A 21,569-nucleotide genomic window follows, 5' to 3' on the forward strand; every position below is an offset into this window, starting at 1 on the left:
GGGAGCTTGCTCCCGCTGGAGGGCGCAGCCCTCCTAAAAAGCTGAACACAAGTCAGCCTGACCCATCGAGGTGACAGGTCCAAGGGCTGCTGCGCACCCCAGCGGGAGCAAGCTCCCTCGCCACAAAAGCTGTACCGGCTCGAGATACCTGTCAGTCGGTTCGGCGGCTGCTCACTTCGGCCGGCACATCATCCCCCGCCATGCGCTTGCGGAACAGTGCCGCCCGGGCCAGCAGCAGGGTGGTCACCGGTACCGTGATCGATAGCAGGATCGGGATCAGCCAGGCGTGCAACACCGGCCCGGACTTGAGCGCCGAAAAATAGATGATCGAGGCCAATGCCACGCACCAGGCGCCCAATGTGGAGGCCAGGGCTGGTGGGTGCATGCGCTGGAAATAATCCTTCAAGCGCACCAGGCCGATCGCCCCGGCCAGGGCGAAAAAGCTGCTGAGTACCAGCAGGATCGCCACCGGGATTTCCACCCACATCGACAGTTCGCCGGTCATTCGATCACCTCGCCACGCAACAGGAACTTGGCCAGGGCAAACGAGCCGACAAAGCCGAACAGGGCGATCAGCAGCGCCGCCTCGAAATAGGTGTCACTGGCATATCGGATGCCCAGCACCAGCATCATCAGCATCGCCACGATGTACAGGTAGTCCAGGGCCAGTACCCGATCCTGGGCCGACGGGCCCTTGAACAGTCGCCACAGGGTCAACACCATCGCCAGGGAGAGCAGGAACAGGCTCAACAGGATCGCATTGGACAGCAACGGGCTCATTCGAAAATCTCCATCAAGGGGCGCTCGTAGGTGGCCTTGAAGTGCGCGATGAATGACGCCTCGTCCGGCAGGTCGAACACGTGCAGCAACAGGATGCTGCGATCCAGGGCCAGTTCCGACCAGACGGTCCCGGGAACCACCGTGGTGATCATCGACAGCGCGGCCAGGCCGTTGGCATCGCGCAGGTCCAGCGGCACCTTGATGAATCGCGAGCGAGGCGGGCGGCGGGCGGCGTTCAGCACCCCCCAGGCCACCGCCAGGTTGGACACCAGCACGTCGCGGCCCACCAGCAGGAACAGGCGCAACACCACCCACGGCCGGCGGATACGGATGGGCCGTGGGCGCAGCGGACGCATCAGCAACGGCGCCAGGAACCCCAATGCAGCACCCATCAGCAGATGGCCGGCGCTGACGGACACGTTCAGCACCAACCACAGCAGCCATAACGCCAGGGACAACCACGGGGCGGGAAACAGGCGCTTCATGGCTGTACCTCCCGCAACGCGGCGCGGGCTTCGGGGTTGGGCACGGCGCGGGTGGCGAGTACCGACATCACGTAATGTTCCGGAGTGTTCAGCGCGTCGGCGGCCGACTGGGTATAGCGCAGCAACGGCTCGGCCTTGAAGGTCAGGGCGATGCCCAGGCCCAGCAGTACGACGATCGGCAGGCATTCGAACGGCCGCAGCAACGGTGACGGGCGTTCCTGAGGTGTCCAGAAGCGTTGGATGCCCAGGCGCGAGAAGGCGATCAGTGAGGCCAGCCCCGACAGGATCAGCAGCGCCAACAAGCCCCACGCCTGGTTCGACACCGGCGCCCCGGCACTGGCGCCGAATCCTTGGGGATTGAGCAAGGCGCTCAGCAGGCTCAGCTTGCCGATGAACCCCGAGAGCGGCGGCATGCCGATGATCAACAGCGCACAAAAGATAAAGCTCAAGCCGAGGAAGGCCATGGTCCAGGGAATCACTTGGCCGACCACGGCTTTCTGCTCGTCATCGAGGTTGATGCCCTTGGGCGGCTGCAAGGATTCCAACGGCCGCGGCAAAGTGTCGAAGTCGTCGTCCAGGGACAGTTCATTGGCCGAGCGCGAACGTTCGATCAGCTCCGCCAGCAAGAACAGCGCGCAGAGCGCCAAGGTTGAGCTCACTAGGTAGAACAGCGCCGCGCCCACCAGGTTCGGTTGGGCGAAGCCGATGGCCGACAACAGGATCCCCGCCGAAACCAGGATGCTCAGGCTCGCCATGCGCTCCAGGCGTTGGGCCGCCAGAATCGCGATGGCGGCGCAGACGATGGTCGCCATGCCGCCATAGACCAGCCAGTCGGCGCCGAAATACGCCGAGGCGCCGGCCTGGCCGGAGAACAGCAGTGTCCACAGGCGCAGGATCGTGTAGACGCCGACCTTGGTCATGATTGCAAACAGCGCCGCCACCGGTGCGCTGGCGGCGCTGTAGGCCGGCACCAGCCAGAAGTTCAGTGGCCACATGCCGGCCTTGGCCAGGAACGCCACCGCGAGGATGCCGGCGCCGGCGTGCAACAAGCCGCGGTCGGCCTCCGGCACCAGCGGGATCTTCAGGGCCAGGTCGGCCATGTTCAACGTGCCGGTGACGCCGTAGATCAGCGCCGCGCCGATCAGGAACAACGACGAGGCCAGCAGATTGATGGAAATGTAATGCAGGCCCGAGGACACCCGCGCCCGGCCCGAACCGTGCAGCATCAAGCCATAGGAAGCCGCCAGCAGCACTTCGAAGAACACGAACAGGTTGAACAGATCCGCGGTCAGGAAGGCGCCGTAGAGGCCCATCAGCTGGATCTGGAACAACGCATGGAAACTGGCGCCGGCGCGGTCCCAGCGGGCCATGGCGAAGAGCAGGGCGCTGACGCCGATGATGCCGGTCAGGACCAGCATCAGCGCCGACAGGCGATCGACCACCAGGACGATGCCGAACGGCGCCTGCCAGTTGCCCGGCAGGTACACACCAATGGACGCGGGCAGGGCCTGGTCCTGGGTCCAGCGCAGCAACAGCACGGCGATGCCCAGGCCCAGCAGGCTGGACAACAGATTGATCCGGGCCTTGAGCGGGCGATGCTTCTCGCCCAGCATCAGCATCAACGCGGCGGTCAGCAGCGGCAGCAGGATGGGCGCGGCGATCAGATGAGGCGTCAACATCATTCCTTGGGCTCCCGACCGTCCACGTGGTCGGTACCGGTCAGCCCCCGGGAGGCCAACAGCACCACCAGGAACAGCGCGGTCATGGCGAAGCTGATCACGATGGCGGTCAGCACCAGTGCCTGGGGCAGCGGGTCGGTGTAGTGCAGAAGATCCTGGGGCACGCCGTCCTTGATGATCGGCTCCTTGCCGATGAACAGGCTGCCCATGCTGAAGATGAACAGGTTGACGCCGTAGGATAGCAGGCACAGGCCCATGACCACCTGGAAGGTCCGTGGCCGCAACACCAGCCAGACACCCGAGGCGGCCAGTACGCCGATTGCGATTGCGATGACTTCTTCCATCAGGCGGTGGCTCCTTTGACGGCGGCGACGGGTTTGGGTTGCAGGCCCGGTTTATGGGCCCGGACCGACTGGTGCGCCAGGGCGGTGAGGATCAACAGGGTGGAACCGACCACCACCGCGTACACGCCGATATCGAAGAACAGCGCGCTGGCCAGGTGGATATCCCCCAGCAGCGGCAGTTCGAAATGCCAGGTGTGGGTGGTCAGGAACGGATACCCCACGGCCATCGCCCCCAGGCCGGTGGCGGTGGCGAACAACAGCCCGGTGCCCATCCAGCGCAGCGGTCGCAGGCTCATTTGCGCCTCGACCCACTGAGTGCCGGCGACCATGTATTGGAGGATGAACGCGACGGACATCACCAGCCCGGCCACGAAGCCGCCACCGGGTTGATTGTGGCCGCGCATGAACAGGTAGAACGACACCACCAGGGCGATCGGCAGCAGCAGGCGCACCAGCACCGACGGCACCATCATGAAACCCAGGGCGGTATCGCTGGCATGGCGCGGGTTGACCAGGTCGGTGACCACGTCCGGCGCCAACAGGCGCTGTTGCGCCGGTAGCTGCATGCTTTCCTTCGGTGGACGGAAGCGTCGCAACAGGGCGAACACCGCCAGGGCCACCGCCACCAGCACGGTGATTTCCCCCAGGGTGTCGAAGCCCCGGAAATCCACCAGCATCACGTTGACCACGTTGCTGCCGCCGCCTTCGGGCAAGGCACGGCTCAAGTAGAACGACGAAATGTCGTTGGGCGTCTGCCGCGTGAGCATCGCATAGGACAACAGCGCCATGCCGCCGCCGACGGCGATGGACAGCAGCAAGTCCCGCACGCGCCGGATACGCGCCCGCCGCTCGCTGTTGGGCAGCGGCGAGACGTCCTCGATCCGCCGTGGCAGCCAGCGCAGGCCCAGCAGGATCAGCACCGTGGTGACCACCTCCACCACCAGTTGCGTCAAGGCCAGGTCAGGGGCGGAGAACCAGACGAAGGTCACGCAGGTCATCAGGCCGCAGACGCTGACCATGGTCAGGGCCGCGAGCCGGTGATACTTGGCCTGCCAGGCCGCGCCCAGGGCGCAGGCGATCGCCAGCAGCCACAGGGTCACGAAGACGATGGAGCCGGGAATCTTCGGCCGGTCGCCCCAGACCAGCGTGCTGTGCAACATCGGGATCAGCCCGGCCAATACTGCCGCCAGCACCAGGAAAAACAGTTGGGCTTGCAGGCGCCGGGTGCTGATCCTGCGCTCCAGTCGCCGGCCCTGGCGCATCATCAACACCAGGCAACGCTCGAACAGCCGCTTGCCGCTGAGGCGACCGATCAACGGCGGCCGGTTGATGTGGCCTTGCTTGAACTGTTTGCGCAGCAGCAGGTACAAGACGATCCCCCCCGACATTGCCACAAGGCTCATGATCATCGGCGCGTTCAGGCCATGCCAGATCGCCAGGCTGTACTCCGGCAGCGGACCGCCCACCACGGGCAGCGCGGCGGCGGCCAGCAACGAACCCACCACCTGGGCGGGGAAAATCCCCACCAGCAGGCAGGTGAACACCAACAGCTCAACCGGTGCGCGCATCCAGCGTGGCGGTTCATGGGGCGTCAGGGGCAAGTCGGTGGCGGTGGGACCGAAGAACACGTCCACGGTGAAGCGCAAGGAATAGGCGACGCTGAACGTCCCGGCGAGGGTGGCGATGATCGGCAGCGCCAGCTCGACCCAGGCCGTGGCGGAAATAAATACGGTCTCGGCGAAGAACATTTCCTTGGACAGGAAACCATTGAGCAGCGGCACCCCGGCCATCGCAGCGCTGGCCACCATCGCCAGGGTCGCGGTGAACGGAATCAGCCGCACCAGGCCGCTGAGCTTGCGAATGTCCCGGGTGCCGCTTTCGTGGTCGATGATCCCGGCGGCCATGAACAGCGACGCCTTGAACGTGGCGTGATTGAGGATATGGAACACCGCCGCCACGGCCGCCAGCGGACTGTTCAGGCCCAGCAGCAGGGTGATCAGCCCGAGGTGGCTGATGGTGGAGTAGGCCAAAAGACCCTTGAGGTCATTCTGGAACATCGCGCAGTAGGCGCCCAGCAGCAACGTACAGGCTCCCGCGCCGCTGACGATGTAGAACCATTCTTCACTGCCCGACAGCGACGGCCATAACCGCGCCAGCAGGAACACCCCGGCCTTGACCATGGTCGCCGAGTGCAAGTAAGCCGACACCGGCGTGGGGGCGGCCATGGCGTGGGGGAGCCAGAAATGAAAAGGGAACTGGGCGCTTTTGCTCAGGGCGCCGATCAGGATCAGCGGCAGCAGGATCGGATAGAGGGCGTGGTCGCGAATCAGGTCGCCGGCGGCCAGGACCTTGTCCAGGTCATAGCTGCCCACCACATGGCCGAGCAGCATCACCCCGGCCAACAGGCAAAGCCCGCCGGCGCCGGTCACCATCAAGGCCATGTAGGCACCGCGTCGAGCGTCGGCGCGGTGATGCCAGTAGCCGATCAGCAGGAACGAAAACAAGCTGGTCAGTTCCCAGAAAAACACCATCTGGATCAGGTTGCCGGAGATCACCAACCCGAGCATGGCGCCCATGAACGCCAGGAAAAAGGCAAAGAAGCGTGGCACTGGATCGTCCGGCGACATGTAGTAGCGGGCGTACAGCGACACCAGCGTGCCGATGCCCAGCACCAGCAACGAAAACAGCCAAGCAAAACCGTCCAGGCGCAGCACGAAATCCAGGCCCAGGCTGGGCAGCCAGGTGTAGCGCTCAGTGATCACGCCACCGTCGGCGATCTGCGGGTACAGCAAGGCCACCTGAACCGTGCCGGCCAGGGCGACGAGGCCGGCCAGCAGTGATTCGGCGTTACGGGCGTTATGCGGCAGCAGCGCCGCGACACAGCTGCCGATGAAGGGCAAAAGCAATAGAACTATCAGTGACATAGGCTTCTATTCGGCGGAAGGTTGTGAGGGATCATACGTGGCGTATTCCCGATCACCAACCGCGAGGGTGTCGCAGAATCCTACAGGGTAGGTGGAGTTTTCTGACTTTGCGTTGTTTGGGCAGGGGGCACCGCTCAGGAATCAGCGCACGTATTGGAGTCGCTGGGGCGAGGTCCTGCGCAATGTCGCGCTTTATCCCTGTGGCGAGGGAGCTTGCTCCCGCTGGGCTACGCAGTAGCCCCGAAACCATTCACCCGGGTGTGTCAGGTTGATTGCATTCGGCTTCCTTGGGGCCGCTGCGCAACCCAGCGGGAGCAAGCTCCCTCGCCACAGGTCCAATCACCATCGCAGGTAACCGGCCTCACTGCTCGCGCTCAAGCCCCTCATCCACTTCGACAACACCTTTGCTGCGGGTCTTCAGCTCACTGACAATCACCGCCGCCACGATCAGCGCAGCGCCGAACAATGCGATCGCCGGCAGCCGCTCGCCCGCCAGGCGCCCGGCGATGCCGGCCCATACCGGCTCACCGGCATAGATCAGCGTGGCGCGGGTCGGCGAGACGCTTTTCTGTGCCCAGTTCATCGCCACCTGGATCGCTGCGCTGGCGGCCCCCAGGCCCACGGCGCTGACCAGCAGCAACAGGGAAAAATCCGGGATCGCTTCCTGGGTCGGCACCACCATCAGGAACGCCAGCACCGCCGTGCTCGCCAGTTGCACCACGGTCACTCGGCGCACATCGACCTGGCCGGCGTAGGCGCTGATCAGGATGATTTCGGCGGCAATCGCGATGGCGCTGATCAGCGTGGCGATTTCACCGGGGCTGAAGTTCAGCGAGGCCCCGGCCGGACCGGACACCAGCATCAGCCCAGTGAACGCCAGCATGATACCGATGCTCGGCATCAAGCCTGGCCGCCGGCCCAGCACCAGCCATTGCAACAAGGGCACGAACGGCACGTAGAGGGCGGTGATGAACGCCGACTGGCTGCTGGGGATGGTTTGCAGGCCGACGGTCTGCAAACCGTAGCCGAGCATGATCGCCACGCCGATGAAGCACCCGGCCTTGAGTTCGAACAGCGTCAGTTCACGCAGATGCCGCCAGGAGAACAGCGCGACAAACGCGGCCGCGGCAGCGAAACGCAGGCCTACGAAAAACATCGGCCCGCTGACCGTCATGGCGTGCTGCACCAACAGGAAAGTCCCGCCCCAGATCATGGTAATCAGCACCAGCACGCATTCGGCCTTGCTGAACCTTGAGAAACGGGAGGAAGCTTGGGGGGAATTCACCGATGCCATGACCTTGCGCGCCACTTGAGGCGGACGCACAATGCGCCCGAAGTTGGGCAGTATAATGCGCAACCCTGCCATGTGAGCAATATAGTGCACAAAGAATCCGGCCAGCGGGCCTCCGTCCTGCAACACGTCAGCCAGAACGTCCGTCGTCTGCGGCATGCCGCCGAACTCAGCCAGGCGGCGCTGGCCGAGCTGTCGGGGGTCAGTCGGCGGATGCTGGTGGCCATCGAGGCCGGCGAAAAGAACGTCAGCCTGACGACCCTGGACCGGGTCGCCGAAGCCCTCGATGTCGCCTTCAGCGACTTGATCCAAGCCCCCGAAGCCCGCGACTCGAGCCGCATCAACGAACTGGTCTGGGCCGGTGTGATCCCGGGCAGCAAAGCTGTGTTGCTCGCCAAGGCCACCGCCAGCCGAGAGGTAGAACTCTGGGAATGGCGGCTGGAGCCGGGCGAACATTACCATTCCGAGTGCGACGCAGATGGATGGAGCGAACAACTTTATGTATTCGAAGGCTGCCTGACGTTGCTGCTGGGCAGCGAAGAGCGTCGCATAGGCGTTGGAGAGTTCTTCATGTTCGCCAGCAACCAGCCCCATGCCTATCGCAACGATGGTCCGGTGGCGGTGAGATTCGTACGCAACGTGGTGATTTGATGCCTGGGGAGAGCGGTATGGACACAGCGCTGGAGCGACAGGGGAGCGGCCTCATCCGCGAAGCCGATATCCTGATCATCGGCGGCGGCTTGAGCGGCGCCATGCTCGCCGCGCAACTGCTGCGCCTGCCGGGCCGGCGCGAGGTGCTGATCGTCGAGCCGCGTAGCGAGTTGGGACGGGGAGAGGCCTACAGCGCCGTAGAGCTGGGCCATACCTTGAATGGCAACGCGGCCCGCATGAGTGTCGATCCGGACAACGCCGATGACTTGACCCAATGGCTCACCGCGTTCATCGAGGCCGGCGGCTGGCCCGAGTCGGATCAGCAGCACGTGCCCATCAGCGAGTTATTCCCACCCCGGGGGATGTTTGGCCTTTATGTCCAACAACGCCTGGCCGAGGCTCGTGAGTTGGGCGCACAAAATGGTTCGACCGCCGAGCACGTGCGCGGGGAAGCCGTGGACCTTCGGCTTGCCGACGATGGCGTGAAGGTGACGCTGGACAACGGTCAAATCTTGCACGGCGGTTTTGCGGTGCTGGCCACCGGCATGTTCCCGGCGGCGCGTACCCCGCAAACCGAATCCAGCGGATTGAACGCCGCGGCCCTGGATCCGTGGGATGTGGCCGCGATGCGCCAGCTCGATCCGCAGTCCACGGTGCTGATCATCGGCTCGGGACTGACCATGGTCGACGCCGTGGTGTCGCTGGAACAGGCCGGGCATCGCGGGCCGATTGAAGTGTTTTCCCGCCATGGCCTGCTGCCCCATGTGCGCCGCCAGCCACCGGCCTGGGTGGATTTCCTCGCCGAGGATCACAGCCTGCGTTCGCCCCGCCAACTGATGCGTGCCTTGCGCGAGCAATGCCGCCAGGCCCAAGCCCAAGGGATCGACTGGCAGGCGCCGCTGGACACGGTGCGCGCGCACATCGGGCGCTTGTGGAACCAGGCCAGCGATGTGCAGCGCCGGCAATTCGTGCGGCATGTGCGGCCGTGGTGGGAGAGTCATCACCATCGCTCGCCGCCGTTGAGCGCGGAACTGGTCGCGCGCCTGCATGGGGAAGGGCGGTTGCGGATTCAGGCGGCGTCGTTCAAGGGACTGGCAGCGTCTGGCGAAGGATCGGTAGCGATCAATATTCGTCGACGGGGCGAGGCTGCATTGGAAGTGGTGCAGGGCGCCGCGTTGATCAACTCCAGTGGCATCGAATATGACTGGCGTCGTGTTGCGCGACCGTTGCCGCAACAGTTGCTGGCTCGAGGATTGATCCAGCCGGGGCCGTTGGCTTTGGGCATCGCCGCGCGTGCTGATGGTGCGGTGCTGGATGCCCAAGGCGAACCGGCCAGCCGCCTGTTCGCCATGGGCCCGCCGCTGCGGGGGATGTGGTGGGAAAGCACGGCGGTGACTGATGTGGCGAGCCAGGCCAAGGCGTTGGCGGGGCGATTGGTTGAACTGCAAACCCTTCTCTAGGTTGAATACAGTCCCTCTGTGGCGAGGGAGCTTGCTCCCGCTGGGCTACGAAGTAGCCCCAAAACCATTCACCCCGGTATGTCAGATTGATTGCATTCAGCCTCTCTGGGGTTGCTGCGCAACCCAGCGGGAGCAAGCTCCCTCGCCACAAGAGCCGTTTACATGAGCGGTTTGCTCAGCAAGTTATAGCTCGTTGACCTTGACCCAGCGCTCCTCCCGCGCCGCGATGCGAATTGCCGCCGCCAATCGCTCCACTTCCCAGGCCTCTTCGAAATCCGTCCCGCCGGCGCCTTCGCCGGCCAGCGCCATGATCAGTTCCTGCACTTCCAATGTCTTCAATTCGTTGTAGCCCAACTGGTGCCCGGCAGCCGGGCTGAACGCGGCATAGCCGGGCAGATCCGGGCCGGCCAGCAAACGCTGGAAGCCGGGCTGGCCGGCGCGGCACAGGCGAAGTTCATTCAACCGCTCCTGATCGAACGCCAAGGTGCCAAGGGTGCCGCTGATCTCGAAACTCAGGTGATTCTTGTAGCCGTGCTTGAGCCAACTGCTGCTCACCGTGCCCCGGGCGCCATTGGCGAAACGCAGCAGCCCATGGACTTGATCATCCACGGCGATGGCCCGCTGTTCGGCATTGCCGGCGCTGGCAGGGCGTTGGTGGTGCACGGTCTGGCTGTCGGCACAGACGGCCTCGACATCGCCCAACAAGTGCCGCGCCATGGCGAGCAAATGGCTGCCCAGGTCCGCCAGCGCGCCACCGGCATGGCTCGCTTCGCAACGCCATGACCACGGTGAGGTCGGATCGGCCATGAAATCTTCGCTGAATTCACCCTGGAAACTGATGATCCGCCCCAGTTCGCCGCGCTGGATCATGTCCCGCGCCCGTTGAATCATCGGGTTGTGCTGGTAGTTGTAGCCGACCCGCGTCACCACCCCTGCGGCCTTGGCCGCCTGGCGCATCTGCCCGGCCTGTTCCAGGGACACCGCCAACGGCTTTTCACAATAGACCGGCTTGCCCGCCGCCAACGCGGCCATGGCCATCGGGAAGTGCAGGTGGTTGGGGGTGGTGATGGCGACCAGGTGAACCTTCGGGTCGTCGATCAGCTGTTGCCAGTCGCTGTGGGCCGTCTCGAACCCCCAGCTCTGGGCGCATTGCCGGGCACGCTGCGGATCGGCGTCGGCCAGGGCCGCCAGTTTCAGGTTCAAGGGGAGGTCGAACACCGCCTTGGCATTGTGGAACGCCAAGGCATGGGCGCGGCCCATGAAGCCGGTGCCAATCAGACCGATGCCGAGTTCACGCATGAGAAAGAGCCCTTTTGAGTTTTTATTTTCAGAAGGGTTCTTTATGGAATAAATATTCTCTAATTGCAAATATTGGAATAAATATTCATTTTCGTGATTGCTGAAGATCCCTTTGTGGGAGCGGGCTTGCTCGCGAATGCGGTGTGTCAGTCGCAGCTGTATTCACTGATCCACCGCATTCGCGAGCAAGCCCGCTCCCACAGGGGATCTTCACGGGTCTGCCATGGGACTCACTGTCAGGACAGAAACCCGCCATCCACATTCAACGCCACGCCCGTGGTGTAGCTCGACGCATCGCTGGCCAGGTACAGCACCGCGCCGGCCATTTCGCTCGGGTCGGCCACGCGCTTGAGGGGGATCTGCGCCAAGGCAGTCTTCAGGATGGCGTCGTTCTTGACCAGTGCCGAGGCGAACTTGGTGTCGGTCAGGCCCGGCAACAGGGCGTTGCAGCGGATGCCGAACTGCGCGCATTCCTTGGCGAAGACCTTGGTCATGTTGATCACCGCAGCCTTGGTCACCGAGTAGATGCCCTGGAAGACCCCTGGCGAAATACCGTTGATCGACGCCACGTTGATGATGCTGCCGCCGCCGTTCTCGCGCATCAGCTTGCCGGCTTCCACGGACATGAAGAAATAGCCGCGGATGTTCACGTCCACGGTTTTCTGGAACGCACCCAGGTCGGTGTCCAGGACGTTGCAGAATTGCGGGTTGGTGGCGGCGTTGTTCACCAGGATGTCCAGGCGCCCGAACTGCTCGCGGATGCCTGCGAACACCTGGCTGATCTGTTCCATTTCACCGATGTGGCAGGCGATGGCGGTGGCCTTGCCGCCGGCGGCGATGATCGCATCGGCCACGTGCTGGCAACCGTCGAGCTTGCGGCTGGACACGATCACATGGGCGCCTTGCTGGGCCAGCAGTTTGGCGATGGCCTCGCCGATGCCGCGGCTGGCGCCGGAAACGAAGGCAATTTTACCGTCGAGGTCGAACAACTGGGTCTTGGACATGCTGTTTCCTTGTTATGAGGGCGCTCAGAGCGTGGATTTAGCGATGACCTGCAGGCTCATCTGCTCCAGCAGCTTGTTCATCTGAACGAACTGCGCGAAGCGTTTGTCCTGGGTCTGGCCGTGGAAGAAGCGGTAGTAGATCTGCTGGACGATCCCAGCCAGGCGGAACAGGCCGTAGGTGTAGTAGAAGTCGAAGTTGTCGATGCGGATCCCGGCGCGCTCGGCGTAGTAGTCGACGAACTCACGGCGGGTCAACATGCCCGGCGCGTGGCTGGGCTGGCGGCGCAACAGTTGTACCGGCGCCGGGTCGTCCGCCTCGATCCAGTAGGCGAGGCTGTTGCCCAAATCCATCAACGGGTCGCCAAGGGTGGTCAGCTCCCAGTCCAGCACCCCGATGATCCGCATCGGATTTTCCGGGTCGAGGATCACGTTGTCGAAGCGGTAGTCGTTGTGGACGATGCTCGACGTCGGGTGGTCGGCGGGCATCTTGTCGTTGAGCCAGGCCTTGACCGCTTCCCACTTCGGCGCGTCAGGGGTCAGGGCCTTTTCGTAGCGGTCGCTCCAGCCACGGATCTGCCGGGCCACGTAGCCTTCGGGCTTGCCCAGGTCGGCCAGGCCGCAAGCGTTGTAGTCGACGCGGTGCAGTTCGACGAGGCGGTCGATGAAGCTCTTGCACAGCGCTTCGGTGCGCTCGGCGTCAAAACCCAGCTCCGGCGGCAGCTCGGCGCGCAGGATGATGCCCTTGACCCGCTCCATTACGTAGAACTCCGCGCCCATCACCGACTCGTCGGTGCAGTGCACATAGGCTTTGGGGCAGTACGGGAAAGCATCGCGCAATTGGTTGAGGATGCGGAACTCACGGCCCATGTCATGGGCGGACTTGGCCTTGTGGCCGAACGGCGGCCGGCGCAGGACGAATTCCTGTTCGGGGTACTCCAGCAGGTAGGTCAGGTTCGACGCGCCACCGGGGAACTGGCTGATCTTCGGCAGGCCGGTCAGGCCGGGGATGTGGGCCTTGAGGTACGGGTCGATCAGGTTGGCATCGAGTTCTTCACCGTCGCGCACGCGGGTGGACTGATCAGTAAACGCCATGCTTATCCCTTCTGCTTATTTTGGAGGCCATCGATCATTGGCTAATCTAATGGCGCGTGGGAGGCGTCACAAGCACGCCAGGGTCTTATAGGTTAGCGTGTTGCCGGATAATCAGCGGGCTTGATGCATGGCGGCGTGCGCGTTGGATGGGGGCGAGCTAAGGTTTTGGGGTCTGTCGCTTTCAAAGGAGCAACCGCGATGGGATGCCCGCAAGTCTGTGGCACCGCGACCCTGCAATGCAGCTTCGGCGCCGCCCCGGCGGTGCTCAATGTGCTGCCGGTCAATCGCCTGCTGACCGGCGGGATGCCGGCGGCGAACATCATGGATCACATCCCGCTGGTGAACATCACTACCTTCGGCATGTGCATGAGCCTGGCAAACCCCACCGTGGCCGCCGCCACCGCAGCGGCCCTGGGTGTGCTGACCCCCATGCCCTGCATCCCGGCCACCGCCGCCCCGTGGATCCCCGGCGGCGCCCCGACCCTGTTGCTGGGCAACATGCCGGCCATCGACGCCAACAGCACCTTGATGTGCACCTGGGCCGGAGTGATCAAGATCGTCGTGCCGGGGCAGGTGCAGATGTTGATTCCCTGACAGGCGATCTTGCAGGCATTGCACTGACCCTGTGGGAGCGAGCCTGCTCGCGATAGCGGTGGATCAGTTTGCAGTGATGTTGACTGGGCCGCCGTCATCGCGAGCAGGCTCGCTCCCACAAGGGAGTGTTCCACAAAGGGATCTGTGGCAGGCGCTTACCCTCGCTTCACTGTCTGGCCGACTCGATCTCAAGCATTGGCATGGGTCAGCCCGGTCAAGGTATCCGCAATGGCTTTCGTGCGTTGCGCCGTGCCTTCGGTGGTCCGGCTCGAGTCTTCCAGGGCATCGAGCATCGCCCGCAAGGCGCTCACAGCGACGGACTGGTCTTCAATCTGCTGGGCGACCCCTTGGATCTCCGTCGAAAGAAGATCAATGTCCGCACCGATTTCCGCCGCATTCTTGCGGGTGATCTCCGCCAGCTTGCGGACCTCATCGGCCACCACCGCAAACCCTCTGCCCATCTCACCGGCCCGCGCGGCCTCGATGGCGGCATTGAGGGCCAACAGGTTGGTCTGACCGGCGATTTGCTGGATGACCTGGACAATCGACTGAATGCGCAAACTCGAACTGGCGAGCGCACGGGCGCCGACCACCGCTTCACCCGCTTGCGTGGCCAACTGCTCGACGGTGGTGCCGGCCTGCTCGGCGACGCTGTGTTGCCGGTCGATCGTGCCCGTCAGGTCATCCATCGACAGGTGCAGCTCGCCGGAGTAGTGCTTGATCTGCGTCGCCATCTGCGCCTGTTGCTGGCTGGCCTGCGCCAATACCTGGCCCAGGTCCGTCAGGCCATCGAACACCGGCAGGATCGTCGGGTCCAGGCCGCGGGTATCCAAGGCGCTGCTGAAATCATTCAGCTTGAACGCCTTGATCTGCTTGACCACCACATGGTTCAGCCCCGCCAATTTCTTGATCTGGCGGCGCAGGAAAAACGCCTTGAACTCGCCATAGTGGGCGATGAAGTTGTCGACGTACTCATCGACAAAACCGGCGCCCTTGGTGACCCTGAAGAAGAAAATCGCCGTGAGCGTCTGGTTCAGGTTCAGGCCGAGGATTTCACCAAACGTCGAGAAACCGGCCAACGGTACATCCCCGAAAATACCGGTCATGCTGCCCAGGTCGCTGCTGTTGTTGAGCCGACGCAGGATGCAGTCATTGAGAATAGCGGCCACCGGCTGGCCGCCTTTGCCCTTGAGGAATTTCTCGTAGTCGAGTCGGGTCGCCTCGCGCAGGGGCGTGCGCTTGACCATCACCAACTCTTCGCCAGGCGCCACGTCGCAGAACAGCTGGATGATCTGCTGTTGATGGTCGATGCGGGCTATGGAACGCACGAACAATTCTTCGCCCACGCGAATGGCAAATGAATAATCGGCCAGCTTCTTCTCCAATGCCTGGGCACTGCACTTGAATGCCTCGCACAGCGCCTGGACCATGCTCTTGATGTTCCCCCGGCTGTCGATGACCTGGTCGATGGTGCGGTCTTCGACCGACGCGGTCAGCACGCTGAACGTCAACCCCGCCGGTTGGAAATTCTGGCTCTTGAACACCCCGAAGCGCACGTCCGCCGCGGTTTTCAAGAAGACAATCTGCGCATGGTTCTGATAACTGCGCTGCCCATCACTGATCAGGGTCTTCTTGAAATCAGCCTTGCCCCCGGCCGAACCACCGACGAACAGGCAGGGGAAGCGTCCAGACTCATAAAGCGCTTCCATAAAAAACGACTCGGAAGCCGAAAGACCATCGAACACCACGTAGGCCAAGGTATCGCGATGATCAATGGGCGTGCGCACCTGCGCCTGCTTGATGTTATTCACCAACCGCGTGATTCGCTCACGCATGGCCAAGCGCTTGCCGCCACCGCGAATGTCCTCGCACTCCAGCGGCACCATCACCACCTCGGCCGACACAATCACACTGGCGTCAAACAACTGCAGTACTACCCGATCCCAGGTTTCGCCGGTCTGGCAGTACAGCGTGTTCGCAGCGTTGCACAACTCACCCGAGGTCGTGCACAGGCTGATGGTGCTGTGGGCGAAGCGCTTCTTGATCTTGGCGGCGACCTGGTCGATGTCCAGGTGAGGGGAGACGAAACCGGTGATCAGTACTGGGGTGATACGTAGGTTGGCCAGCGTTTGGTCAAGTTCACCCGAAATGCAGGCCACGCTGACCGTCCCTTGAGTGCGGGTTCGGGCTTTGTTGAAGAGGTTCGCTAGGTTCATGGCTGGACTCGGTTGAGCGCGACGTGATGCGTACGAGGGATGCGTGGGAGTCCTTTCGCTGTAGCGGTCACGGCTGAGGGGGGCTTGTGTGGGCGTGAGCTTGTGCTATTTGCGGGGAGGGTCCATAGGGGCTTTTGGTTGGGGTTTACTAGGTCTGTTGGCCAGCGACTTTCGTATGGGTGCCAGGGGAGGGCGATGAAAAAACAGTCCCTGACCTCTAGACGAAAAAATGGCAGCCGCTATGCTTCGGTGATGGCCTCTTGCTACTTGTTATGGCCGCCAAAGCAATCCTAGGCGCGAGAGGGAATCCCCCTTCATGAGCATCGGTGATAAGTATGAGGCGAGTTTCTGAGGGGATTGAAAAGCTTCACTTTACGGAGTCACGGTTAAGTAGCCCTTTAACGGAAGGAAGAACTTTGTCTATCCCTGTATATGGGGTTCTTCCGATGGCCGGACATCCGTTGATGGCCGACGGTCCGCGATTGCCATCCGGAAAGCTGGTGTTTCGAGGTGTTGTTACATCAAAAAGGAGTTTGACCGAATACATCGGAGATCCCAAAGAGCCGGACGGCTTTAAGGATGAATATTTAATAGGGCATTTACCTCCTTTAGCAAGTGGTTCTGGTGACTGCCGAATGTATATTTTTGAGGGTTTGTTTGAGGAACCCGTTGCGTGGGTTGATTGTGATGTTTTAGCGGAGTCTTTTGAGTTAATGGTTGATGAGTGAAAGGAGGTTGGGTAAGGCGGGAGCAGGCCATGTTTCTGGGAGGGTAAATGAATATTTTGAATGTTAGAGGAGTTGCTATAGTCAATGGTGCTCTCTCGAGCGTTAGGTTGGTTGAGTTGCAAGGAGGTTTTCACGTGCAACTGCCAGACGCTTATGTGCAGATGCTTAATTCGGCAGATGGTTTTTCATTGCAAAATGGTGTGATCTTATATTCTTCTAGTGAGCTTGTTGAAAGGAATAAGACCCTGGAGGTGGATAAATATGCCTCAGCCTATCTTGCTATAGGTGACGATAGTGGTGGCCGTTCTATAATGCTTCCGCTTGCAGGTAAAGGCGTCTACCTAGTGGATCAAGGCAGTATGGATTCTGATGAATTTAAAAGGATCGGTATGTCGTTAACTGATTGGATTACTGACGGGTGTGTGATTTAACTATGTTGGGTGGGGGCTGTAGTGATTACACGGAAACAGAGAAGACAAAAAAGCAGTTAAGGATGATAAGTATGGTAACGGCAGGTTGGCAGTTTAGTGATCCTCCGAACGTCGCGGTCGTTGCAAGCCAGAAAATAGTTTTATCGGGTGGCTGGATAGCGTATGTTTCGCATGATAGCGATGATGGTGCTTGGCAGTTTCACTCCAGTCAATCGGAGCCTGTCAGCGAAGAAGATGCAATGGTCGTGAGTTTGCAAAGCATTGTGATGCTCGACCCAACCGTTATTGAGCTGGCTGATCTTCCGCTTGGATGGCATGCGTGGCGGAGCTCTAAGTCAAGTGTTTGGCAAAGAAAGATGATGTAAGGGGGGCAAGGATAGGTCGAGATTTGAATTCACCTGTAATTGGTTCGTTTCATAATCGTGATCTGTTCCTGGGAATAAATTATGACGAGTGATGAGTTGTGTGAATGCGCAAAGGCCGTTTCAACAAAAGCGGGTTTTGTCGATTTTGTTGAGATATTAAGCCGGGATTATGTAAGTAATCGTGACGAGTGGCAGAACGATACTTTGGATCAGTTTCTTTTGGGGCTCTCAGGTTTCGCAAATGACATGGGTGGATATTACAAAAATATGGGGGAAGCTGTTGATGTTGAAAAAATAACTTGGCGGATTGCTGCGGAAATGTTAATTGCTGCTACTGTTTACGAGGGGTAGCGGATCCTCGGGGGGGGGCTATATTCCTTATGTTTCTGCTGTTGGGAAAGCTTGCTTGAGCATCCAGCGCCGACTTAAATCTGCTCTATTTCGATACCATGAGTCTTGTGATGGAGTGGAGTTGTTTTAAGTGCTCAGCATCCATCCAGAAATAATTTCGGAAAAGTATGGTGAGTACCCTGACGTTCATCGATTGATAGATCTTAGGGTAGGGGAGCGAGGTTTTCGAGTTTGCCGTCAAATATCATAGGGTGAGTTAATAACTCTGGTTTCTATTGAAGAGATATTTGATATGCCAGGAGTTCCACTTTGGTTGACGGGAGAGAAATTGGTGCTGTGGGCTATAGATGAAAAGGAAAGTCCGTCAGACGAACCAACTGATTGGAGTAGGTATTGTTAGCTATGAAATATCATTTGACAGAGGGGGAGTTCAATGACCCAGCTGAATCCGAGATCCTCAATGACCTCTCGACTCACTCGGGTATGGCACTTCCAAAAAGTTATATCGACTTTCTCAAACAGCATAATGGTGGCGAGGGTTTCATAGGCGAGAATTACATTGTTTTTTGGAGTGCAGAGGAATTGGCCGACTTCAATCGGGAGTATGAAGTAGAAGTCTATGCTCCGGGCATCTTCTTGTTCGCTTCGAGCGGAGGCGGCGAGGGGTATGGCTTCGATACCGATGACGCAGCGATGCCGATAGTGCGCATCCCGTTTATAGGCATGGATCGGCGGTATGCCGAAACGCTAGCCTACGATCTCCCCGATCTATTTGCTCGGTTGGCAAACGAGGATGAATAAGCCAGGGCGCCCCAAGGGAATGGAGTTGTTCGAGATCGTACCGGTCATTTTAGGTGGCGATCCAATAAGCCCAGAAAACAAAACATGGTTGACGAGGCAACAGCATTTTGAAGCTGTGCGCTATTGGAATCAAGTTGTCAGCGGTAGGCGAAAGGAGCAGGGGTAACAATAGCGGATACTGTAGAAAATGTGAACTGCTCCAATGTTTTTTAAAGTTGACAATATGGAAGATCGGAGATTGACGCATGTATGATATTTTTCGCAGTTCTTTCTCCGAGGATTATCGTGTAGTCGATAAAGGCCTGACTGCTCTGGATATTAAAGGCGACGCTTATGGGGTGTCTGAACTGATGTCGGAGTTTGGAGGGTGTTCATTTGATAGAGCATTATATCGAGTGATGGCGCCTAGCTCGATTAGTGAGTGGAACCAAGTCATTGAATATGCGTTCCCCAATTTCGATGGGCGTGTGCAATGCTTTGCTTACGATTGGCTAGGTTGCATATTTGCGCTGGATTCAGGTCGGTTGGAAGGGGGGCATTCTGGAGTTGTTATGTTTGAGCCAGGAACCGGAGAGGCGCTAGAGATTCCCTGCAATATCGTGACTTTTCATAACGAAGAATTGATGGAGTTCCGAGAAGAGGCTTTAGCTGTTAGCTTCCATATTCAATGGCTAGCTCAAGGTGCTGCTCCTAGCTATGAAGACTGTATCGGCTATAGGGTGCCATTGTTTCTCGGTGGTAAGGATGTTGTCGACAACCTAGAGGTTTCAGACCTTGATGTCTACTGGACATTAAAAGGCCAAATAATTAGGAAAACGAAGGAGCTTCCCCTAGGTTCATTGGTGGCGAATATTGTGCTTACTGATGAGAGGGAAGGAGGGTAGAGCCACGTTTCTATTCTGGCGAAACCTTTATCTTTTGACTTGACGCATATTGGGGAGTCTATGGTGAATCTGATGAGGCTAACAATGCGGTCGAGAATCTTGATGGTGTCTTCAATAGATGCTGAAGTAGCTAATAAGATAATGCCTTAAAAATATTCCCAATCTGTTGCGAGTGAGAGTAGAGTGGTGTCGAAAATTTTATCTATATTTCTACACGTCATTAAAGTGTCGATTTTGCCACTGGCGTTGTCTAGTTGTTCTCTGATAGAAATGGAACAAGTTTTTTTTGACGAGCTTCGTATCGAAAATAAGCTGGCGGTACCAATAGCCTATTGCAACGAATTCGATGCTACGACCTGTTCTGAGGTAGTCCAGAGCGGCAGAAGCTACAGCGTAATTTTCGTTTCGCACGTTGATAATGACAGTGACGAAGAGAGGTTAGAATCATTTGATCGTCAAAACATTAAGGTCTGTGGAAAGGTCCTCGATATCAAGCTGATTCGCTCAGTGTCGCCAATAGTCAATCGTGACAAGGACCATTCCGAGATCATCATCGATAGGGCAGTAAGCGATAAATTTTGTCAAGGGTAAACGGGGGGCAGACCCTGAGGGACCCCGGCTGTCAATTGTTGGAAACTAATCGTTTCTGGAGGTTGAATTCAATGCAATATGTAAATCTGCTTGGCATGCACCCTAGCTGCGTGGAACTGCGACCATTTGCGAAAAGATTCTTCGATGCCCTAGACGTCAGTGATGGGGAAGAGCGCGAGAGCAGTAATTACATTGATGGTTATTATTTTAAGGGTTCCCTTGGTGGCATGACTTTCTCCGTCGCTATTTCAGACGAAGATGCGCATGAAAACGTACCGTACTGGATTCACATTTCAGCGGACTTGGTCACACCTGAAGCTCTGGAAGATGCGGTTTCCCAGTTGATTCGAGATAAGGTACTTCCAATGGGATTTCAGTTGGTCCGTATTGTTAACTTCGGCAAGCGAGGTGAGCTGCGAATTGACTACTGACATGTCAAGCGTGATAAAGATAAGATAATATTGTTATTGGTAGCGTTGTGATGACGGATTTTGCCGATGGCGAGATTTTCAGATTGGATCACGGTGACCAACGCACTTGAGAAGTCAGAAGGCAACAGAAAGATAGGGCTCTAATAAATGAAGTTTACAATGAGCGTAGTCGAAAAATTTGAGTTGTCAGATGGAGTTACGATCGTCGCTTGTAAAGGCTGTAACTCCAATGTTGATGTTATCGGAAAACGATTTTATCCGGTTTCTGGTGATAAGGTTCGACAGCCTCTGACGATAGTTTGTGAGCGTAAGATGCTAAATCAACAATCGAATCTTGATCAAAAGGCTTTTGAAATAAGAGATGTTGTGGATCTGACGCAAGAAGAGGCAAGAAGTGGCGGTTGGCAGTTGGTCGTAGAATAAGATCAAGAGGGCTTAACGGGGGGGCAAAATTCTGGCTCACTTGAAGTAGTGCTATTAACGCTTTGTTGCGTTCTTTAAAGGCTAAATAGAATGCTAGCGATTGTCGGGTAAAAGCATTACGCACAAGTAGATTCTGAGTTTGGCGATAAAAATTATCTGTTTTGAGGGTTGGCTGGGTGAGTTCTCCAAATATTTTTTGGCTTGAGCGAAGATGATAATTCAATGAGGTTGATTTATCGTCTTGAGCATGACTTGGAAAGAGATCACGAAAGAGTATCGTTGACTCAAGCTTTAACATTGGATAAAACTCGCCCGCTTATAGGGCTTAAAGGAACCTATGGGCTTTTTGGATCAGTAGATTGGTGGGATAGCATCCGCCAAGGACAAATGCCACTGTTATTCGTTTCTGGCGTCATTTTGCGGGCTTATGTTGCGGGGCAAGATAAGCATCAAGCAAATAATATGCTTGATTTAAAGCTAGAAGACGGCTCGGTGCGAGCTGTTGGTATTTATGTCAACGACAGGGAAGACGTTCGGTTGTTTCGGTCTGGTTACAAAGCTAGTGTTGTGTATGCGTTAGATGAATTGAAACAACAGCCGGCTTCTGATGGTAGTGTGAATTATTCGAAGGTTGCATTGGAGATGGCGGTTTCGTTGCAGTCTGTTATATAGCGAAAGCCAGTTGGCAGCTTTGGGGCAGTGCGGGCAGATCAAGTCTTCTGATGTATTTTGATTGACTGAAACA

At 58.7% G+C, this 21,569-nt stretch carries 23 protein-coding genes and 1 pseudogene; 12 read left to right on the forward strand and 12 right to left on the reverse strand.

The genetic code is table 11. The annotated features are described in order from the left end of the window. Positions 1 to 151: 151 nt before the first annotated feature. From HU715_RS06515 to HU715_RS06545, 7 genes are all read right to left on the reverse strand, one after another. Positions 152 to 505, reverse strand: a complete 354-nt coding sequence (locus HU715_RS06515; protein ID WP_186707344.1) for a Na+/H+ antiporter subunit G — start codon at positions 503 to 505, stop codon at positions 152 to 154. Further along, complete coding sequence (locus HU715_RS06520; RefSeq protein WP_018612749.1) at positions 502 to 780, reverse strand: K+/H+ antiporter subunit F; 279 nt, start codon at positions 778 to 780, stop codon at positions 502 to 504. The genes HU715_RS06515 and HU715_RS06520 overlap by 4 nt, the downstream gene beginning before the upstream one ends. Then, positions 777 to 1,265: a Na+/H+ antiporter subunit E gene (locus HU715_RS06525; protein WP_186707345.1), complete on the reverse strand. Its 489-nt coding sequence runs from the start codon at positions 1,263 to 1,265 to the stop codon at positions 777 to 779. Before HU715_RS06525 ends, HU715_RS06520 begins: the two co-directional genes overlap by 4 nt. Then, complete coding sequence (locus HU715_RS06530; RefSeq protein ID WP_186707346.1) at positions 1,262 to 2,947, reverse strand: monovalent cation/H+ antiporter subunit D; 1,686 nt, start codon at positions 2,945 to 2,947, stop codon at positions 1,262 to 1,264. Before HU715_RS06530 ends, HU715_RS06525 begins: the two co-directional genes overlap by 4 nt. After that, entirely contained in the window at positions 2,944 to 3,288 is a 345-nt protein-coding gene (locus tag HU715_RS06535) for a Na+/H+ antiporter subunit C (protein WP_003202835.1), read from the reverse strand. The genes HU715_RS06530 and HU715_RS06535 overlap by 4 nt, the downstream gene beginning before the upstream one ends. Further along, complete coding sequence (locus HU715_RS06540) at positions 3,288 to 6,212, reverse strand: monovalent cation/H+ antiporter subunit A (protein WP_186707347.1); 2,925 nt, start codon at positions 6,210 to 6,212, stop codon at positions 3,288 to 3,290. The genes HU715_RS06535 and HU715_RS06540 overlap by 1 nt, the downstream gene beginning before the upstream one ends. 361 nt (positions 6,213 to 6,573) lie before the next feature. Continuing rightward, positions 6,574 to 7,578: a DMT family transporter gene (locus HU715_RS06545; RefSeq protein WP_186707428.1), complete on the reverse strand. Its 1,005-nt coding sequence runs from the start codon at positions 7,576 to 7,578 to the stop codon at positions 6,574 to 6,576. 12 nt (positions 7,579 to 7,590) lie between these two features. On the opposite strand from HU715_RS06545, the gene HU715_RS06550 reads away from it, so the two are divergent. Together HU715_RS06550 and HU715_RS06555 are read left to right on the forward strand one after the other, a co-directional pair. Next, entirely contained in the window at positions 7,591 to 8,154 is a 564-nt protein-coding gene (locus tag HU715_RS06550; RefSeq protein ID WP_186707348.1) for a helix-turn-helix domain-containing protein, read from the forward strand. Between the two features lie 17 nt (positions 8,155 to 8,171). After that, positions 8,172 to 9,614 (forward strand): FAD/NAD(P)-binding protein, encoded by a 1,443-nt coding sequence (locus HU715_RS06555; protein ID WP_186707349.1) that lies wholly within the window; start codon positions 8,172 to 8,174, stop codon positions 9,612 to 9,614. A gap of 183 nt (positions 9,615 to 9,797) precedes the next feature. Here the strand turns inward: HU715_RS06555 and HU715_RS06560 are convergent, their stop codons facing one another. The 3 genes from HU715_RS06560 to HU715_RS06570 all read right to left on the reverse strand — a co-directional run bounded on the left by HU715_RS06560 (position 9,798) and on the right by HU715_RS06570 (position 13,009). Then, positions 9,798 to 10,913, reverse strand: coding sequence for a Gfo/Idh/MocA family protein (locus HU715_RS06560; RefSeq protein ID WP_186707350.1), 1,116 nt, complete (start codon positions 10,911 to 10,913; stop codon positions 9,798 to 9,800). A gap of 236 nt (positions 10,914 to 11,149) precedes the next feature. Beyond that, complete coding sequence (locus HU715_RS06565; RefSeq protein WP_025213231.1) at positions 11,150 to 11,917, reverse strand: SDR family oxidoreductase; 768 nt, start codon at positions 11,915 to 11,917, stop codon at positions 11,150 to 11,152. A 24-nt stretch (positions 11,918 to 11,941) separates the two neighbouring features. Next, positions 11,942 to 13,009 carry a phosphotransferase family protein gene (locus HU715_RS06570; RefSeq protein WP_186707351.1) on the reverse strand — a complete coding sequence of 356 codons (1,068 nt, stop codon included), beginning with the start codon at positions 13,007 to 13,009 and terminating at the stop codon, positions 11,942 to 11,944. A gap of 198 nt (positions 13,010 to 13,207) precedes the next feature. Between HU715_RS06570 and HU715_RS06575 the strand changes: the two genes are divergently transcribed. Then, entirely contained in the window at positions 13,208 to 13,603 is a 396-nt protein-coding gene (locus HU715_RS06575) for a DUF4280 domain-containing protein (protein ID WP_003202818.1), read from the forward strand. A 188-nt stretch (positions 13,604 to 13,791) separates the two neighbouring features. On the opposite strand, the gene HU715_RS27600 is transcribed toward HU715_RS06575, so the two are convergent. Together HU715_RS27600 and HU715_RS27605 are read right to left on the reverse strand one after the other, a co-directional pair. Further along, entirely contained in the window at positions 13,792 to 14,337 is a 546-nt protein-coding gene (locus HU715_RS27600) for a methyl-accepting chemotaxis protein (protein ID WP_437182509.1), read from the reverse strand. A 327-nt stretch (positions 14,338 to 14,664) separates the two neighbouring features. Beyond that, a pseudogene (locus tag HU715_RS27605) lies at positions 14,665 to 15,819 on the reverse strand (FIST signal transduction protein); the annotation flags it as partial. A 416-nt stretch (positions 15,820 to 16,235) separates the two neighbouring features. Between HU715_RS27605 and HU715_RS06585 the strand changes: the two are divergent. The 9 genes from HU715_RS06585 to HU715_RS06625 all read left to right on the forward strand — a co-directional run bounded on the left by HU715_RS06585 (position 16,236) and on the right by HU715_RS06625 (position 21,496). After that, on the forward strand, positions 16,236 to 16,547 hold the full coding sequence (locus HU715_RS06585) for a hypothetical protein (RefSeq protein ID WP_186707353.1): 312 nt from the start codon (positions 16,236 to 16,238) through the stop codon (positions 16,545 to 16,547). Between the two features lie 47 nt (positions 16,548 to 16,594). After that, positions 16,595 to 16,978 (forward strand): SMI1/KNR4 family protein, encoded by a 384-nt coding sequence (locus HU715_RS06590; RefSeq protein ID WP_225917563.1) that lies wholly within the window; start codon positions 16,595 to 16,597, stop codon positions 16,976 to 16,978. 71 nt (positions 16,979 to 17,049) lie between these two features. Further along, positions 17,050 to 17,343 carry a hypothetical protein gene (locus HU715_RS06595; RefSeq protein ID WP_186707354.1) on the forward strand — a complete coding sequence of 98 codons (294 nt, stop codon included), beginning with the start codon at positions 17,050 to 17,052 and terminating at the stop codon, positions 17,341 to 17,343. A gap of 81 nt (positions 17,344 to 17,424) precedes the next feature. Continuing rightward, the gene (locus HU715_RS06600) at positions 17,425 to 17,694 is read left to right on the forward strand and encodes a DUF7660 family protein (protein WP_186707355.1); all 270 of its coding nucleotides are present in this window, start codon (positions 17,425 to 17,427) and stop codon (positions 17,692 to 17,694) included. 402 nt (positions 17,695 to 18,096) lie between these two features. Beyond that, complete coding sequence (locus HU715_RS06605) at positions 18,097 to 18,495, forward strand: SMI1/KNR4 family protein (protein ID WP_186707356.1); 399 nt, start codon at positions 18,097 to 18,099, stop codon at positions 18,493 to 18,495. A gap of 245 nt (positions 18,496 to 18,740) precedes the next feature. Further along, positions 18,741 to 19,379, forward strand: a complete 639-nt coding sequence (locus tag HU715_RS06610; protein WP_186707357.1) for a T6SS immunity protein Tdi1 domain-containing protein — start codon at positions 18,741 to 18,743, stop codon at positions 19,377 to 19,379. Between the two features lie 662 nt (positions 19,380 to 20,041). Continuing rightward, positions 20,042 to 20,401, forward strand: coding sequence for a hypothetical protein (locus tag HU715_RS06615; protein ID WP_225917564.1), 360 nt, complete (start codon positions 20,042 to 20,044; stop codon positions 20,399 to 20,401). A 159-nt stretch (positions 20,402 to 20,560) separates the two neighbouring features. After that, on the forward strand, positions 20,561 to 20,824 hold the full coding sequence (locus tag HU715_RS06620) for a hypothetical protein (RefSeq protein WP_186707358.1): 264 nt from the start codon (positions 20,561 to 20,563) through the stop codon (positions 20,822 to 20,824). 222 nt (positions 20,825 to 21,046) lie between these two features. Next, positions 21,047 to 21,496, forward strand: coding sequence for an immunity protein RhsI2 family protein (locus HU715_RS06625; protein WP_033028100.1), 450 nt, complete (start codon positions 21,047 to 21,049; stop codon positions 21,494 to 21,496). The last annotated feature ends 73 nt before the right edge of the window (positions 21,497 to 21,569 follow it).

Origin of the sequence: Pseudomonas zanjanensis (assembly GCF_014268745.2) — a bacterium.
Lineage (GTDB): Bacteria > Pseudomonadota > Gammaproteobacteria > Pseudomonadales > Pseudomonadaceae > Aquipseudomonas > Aquipseudomonas zanjanensis.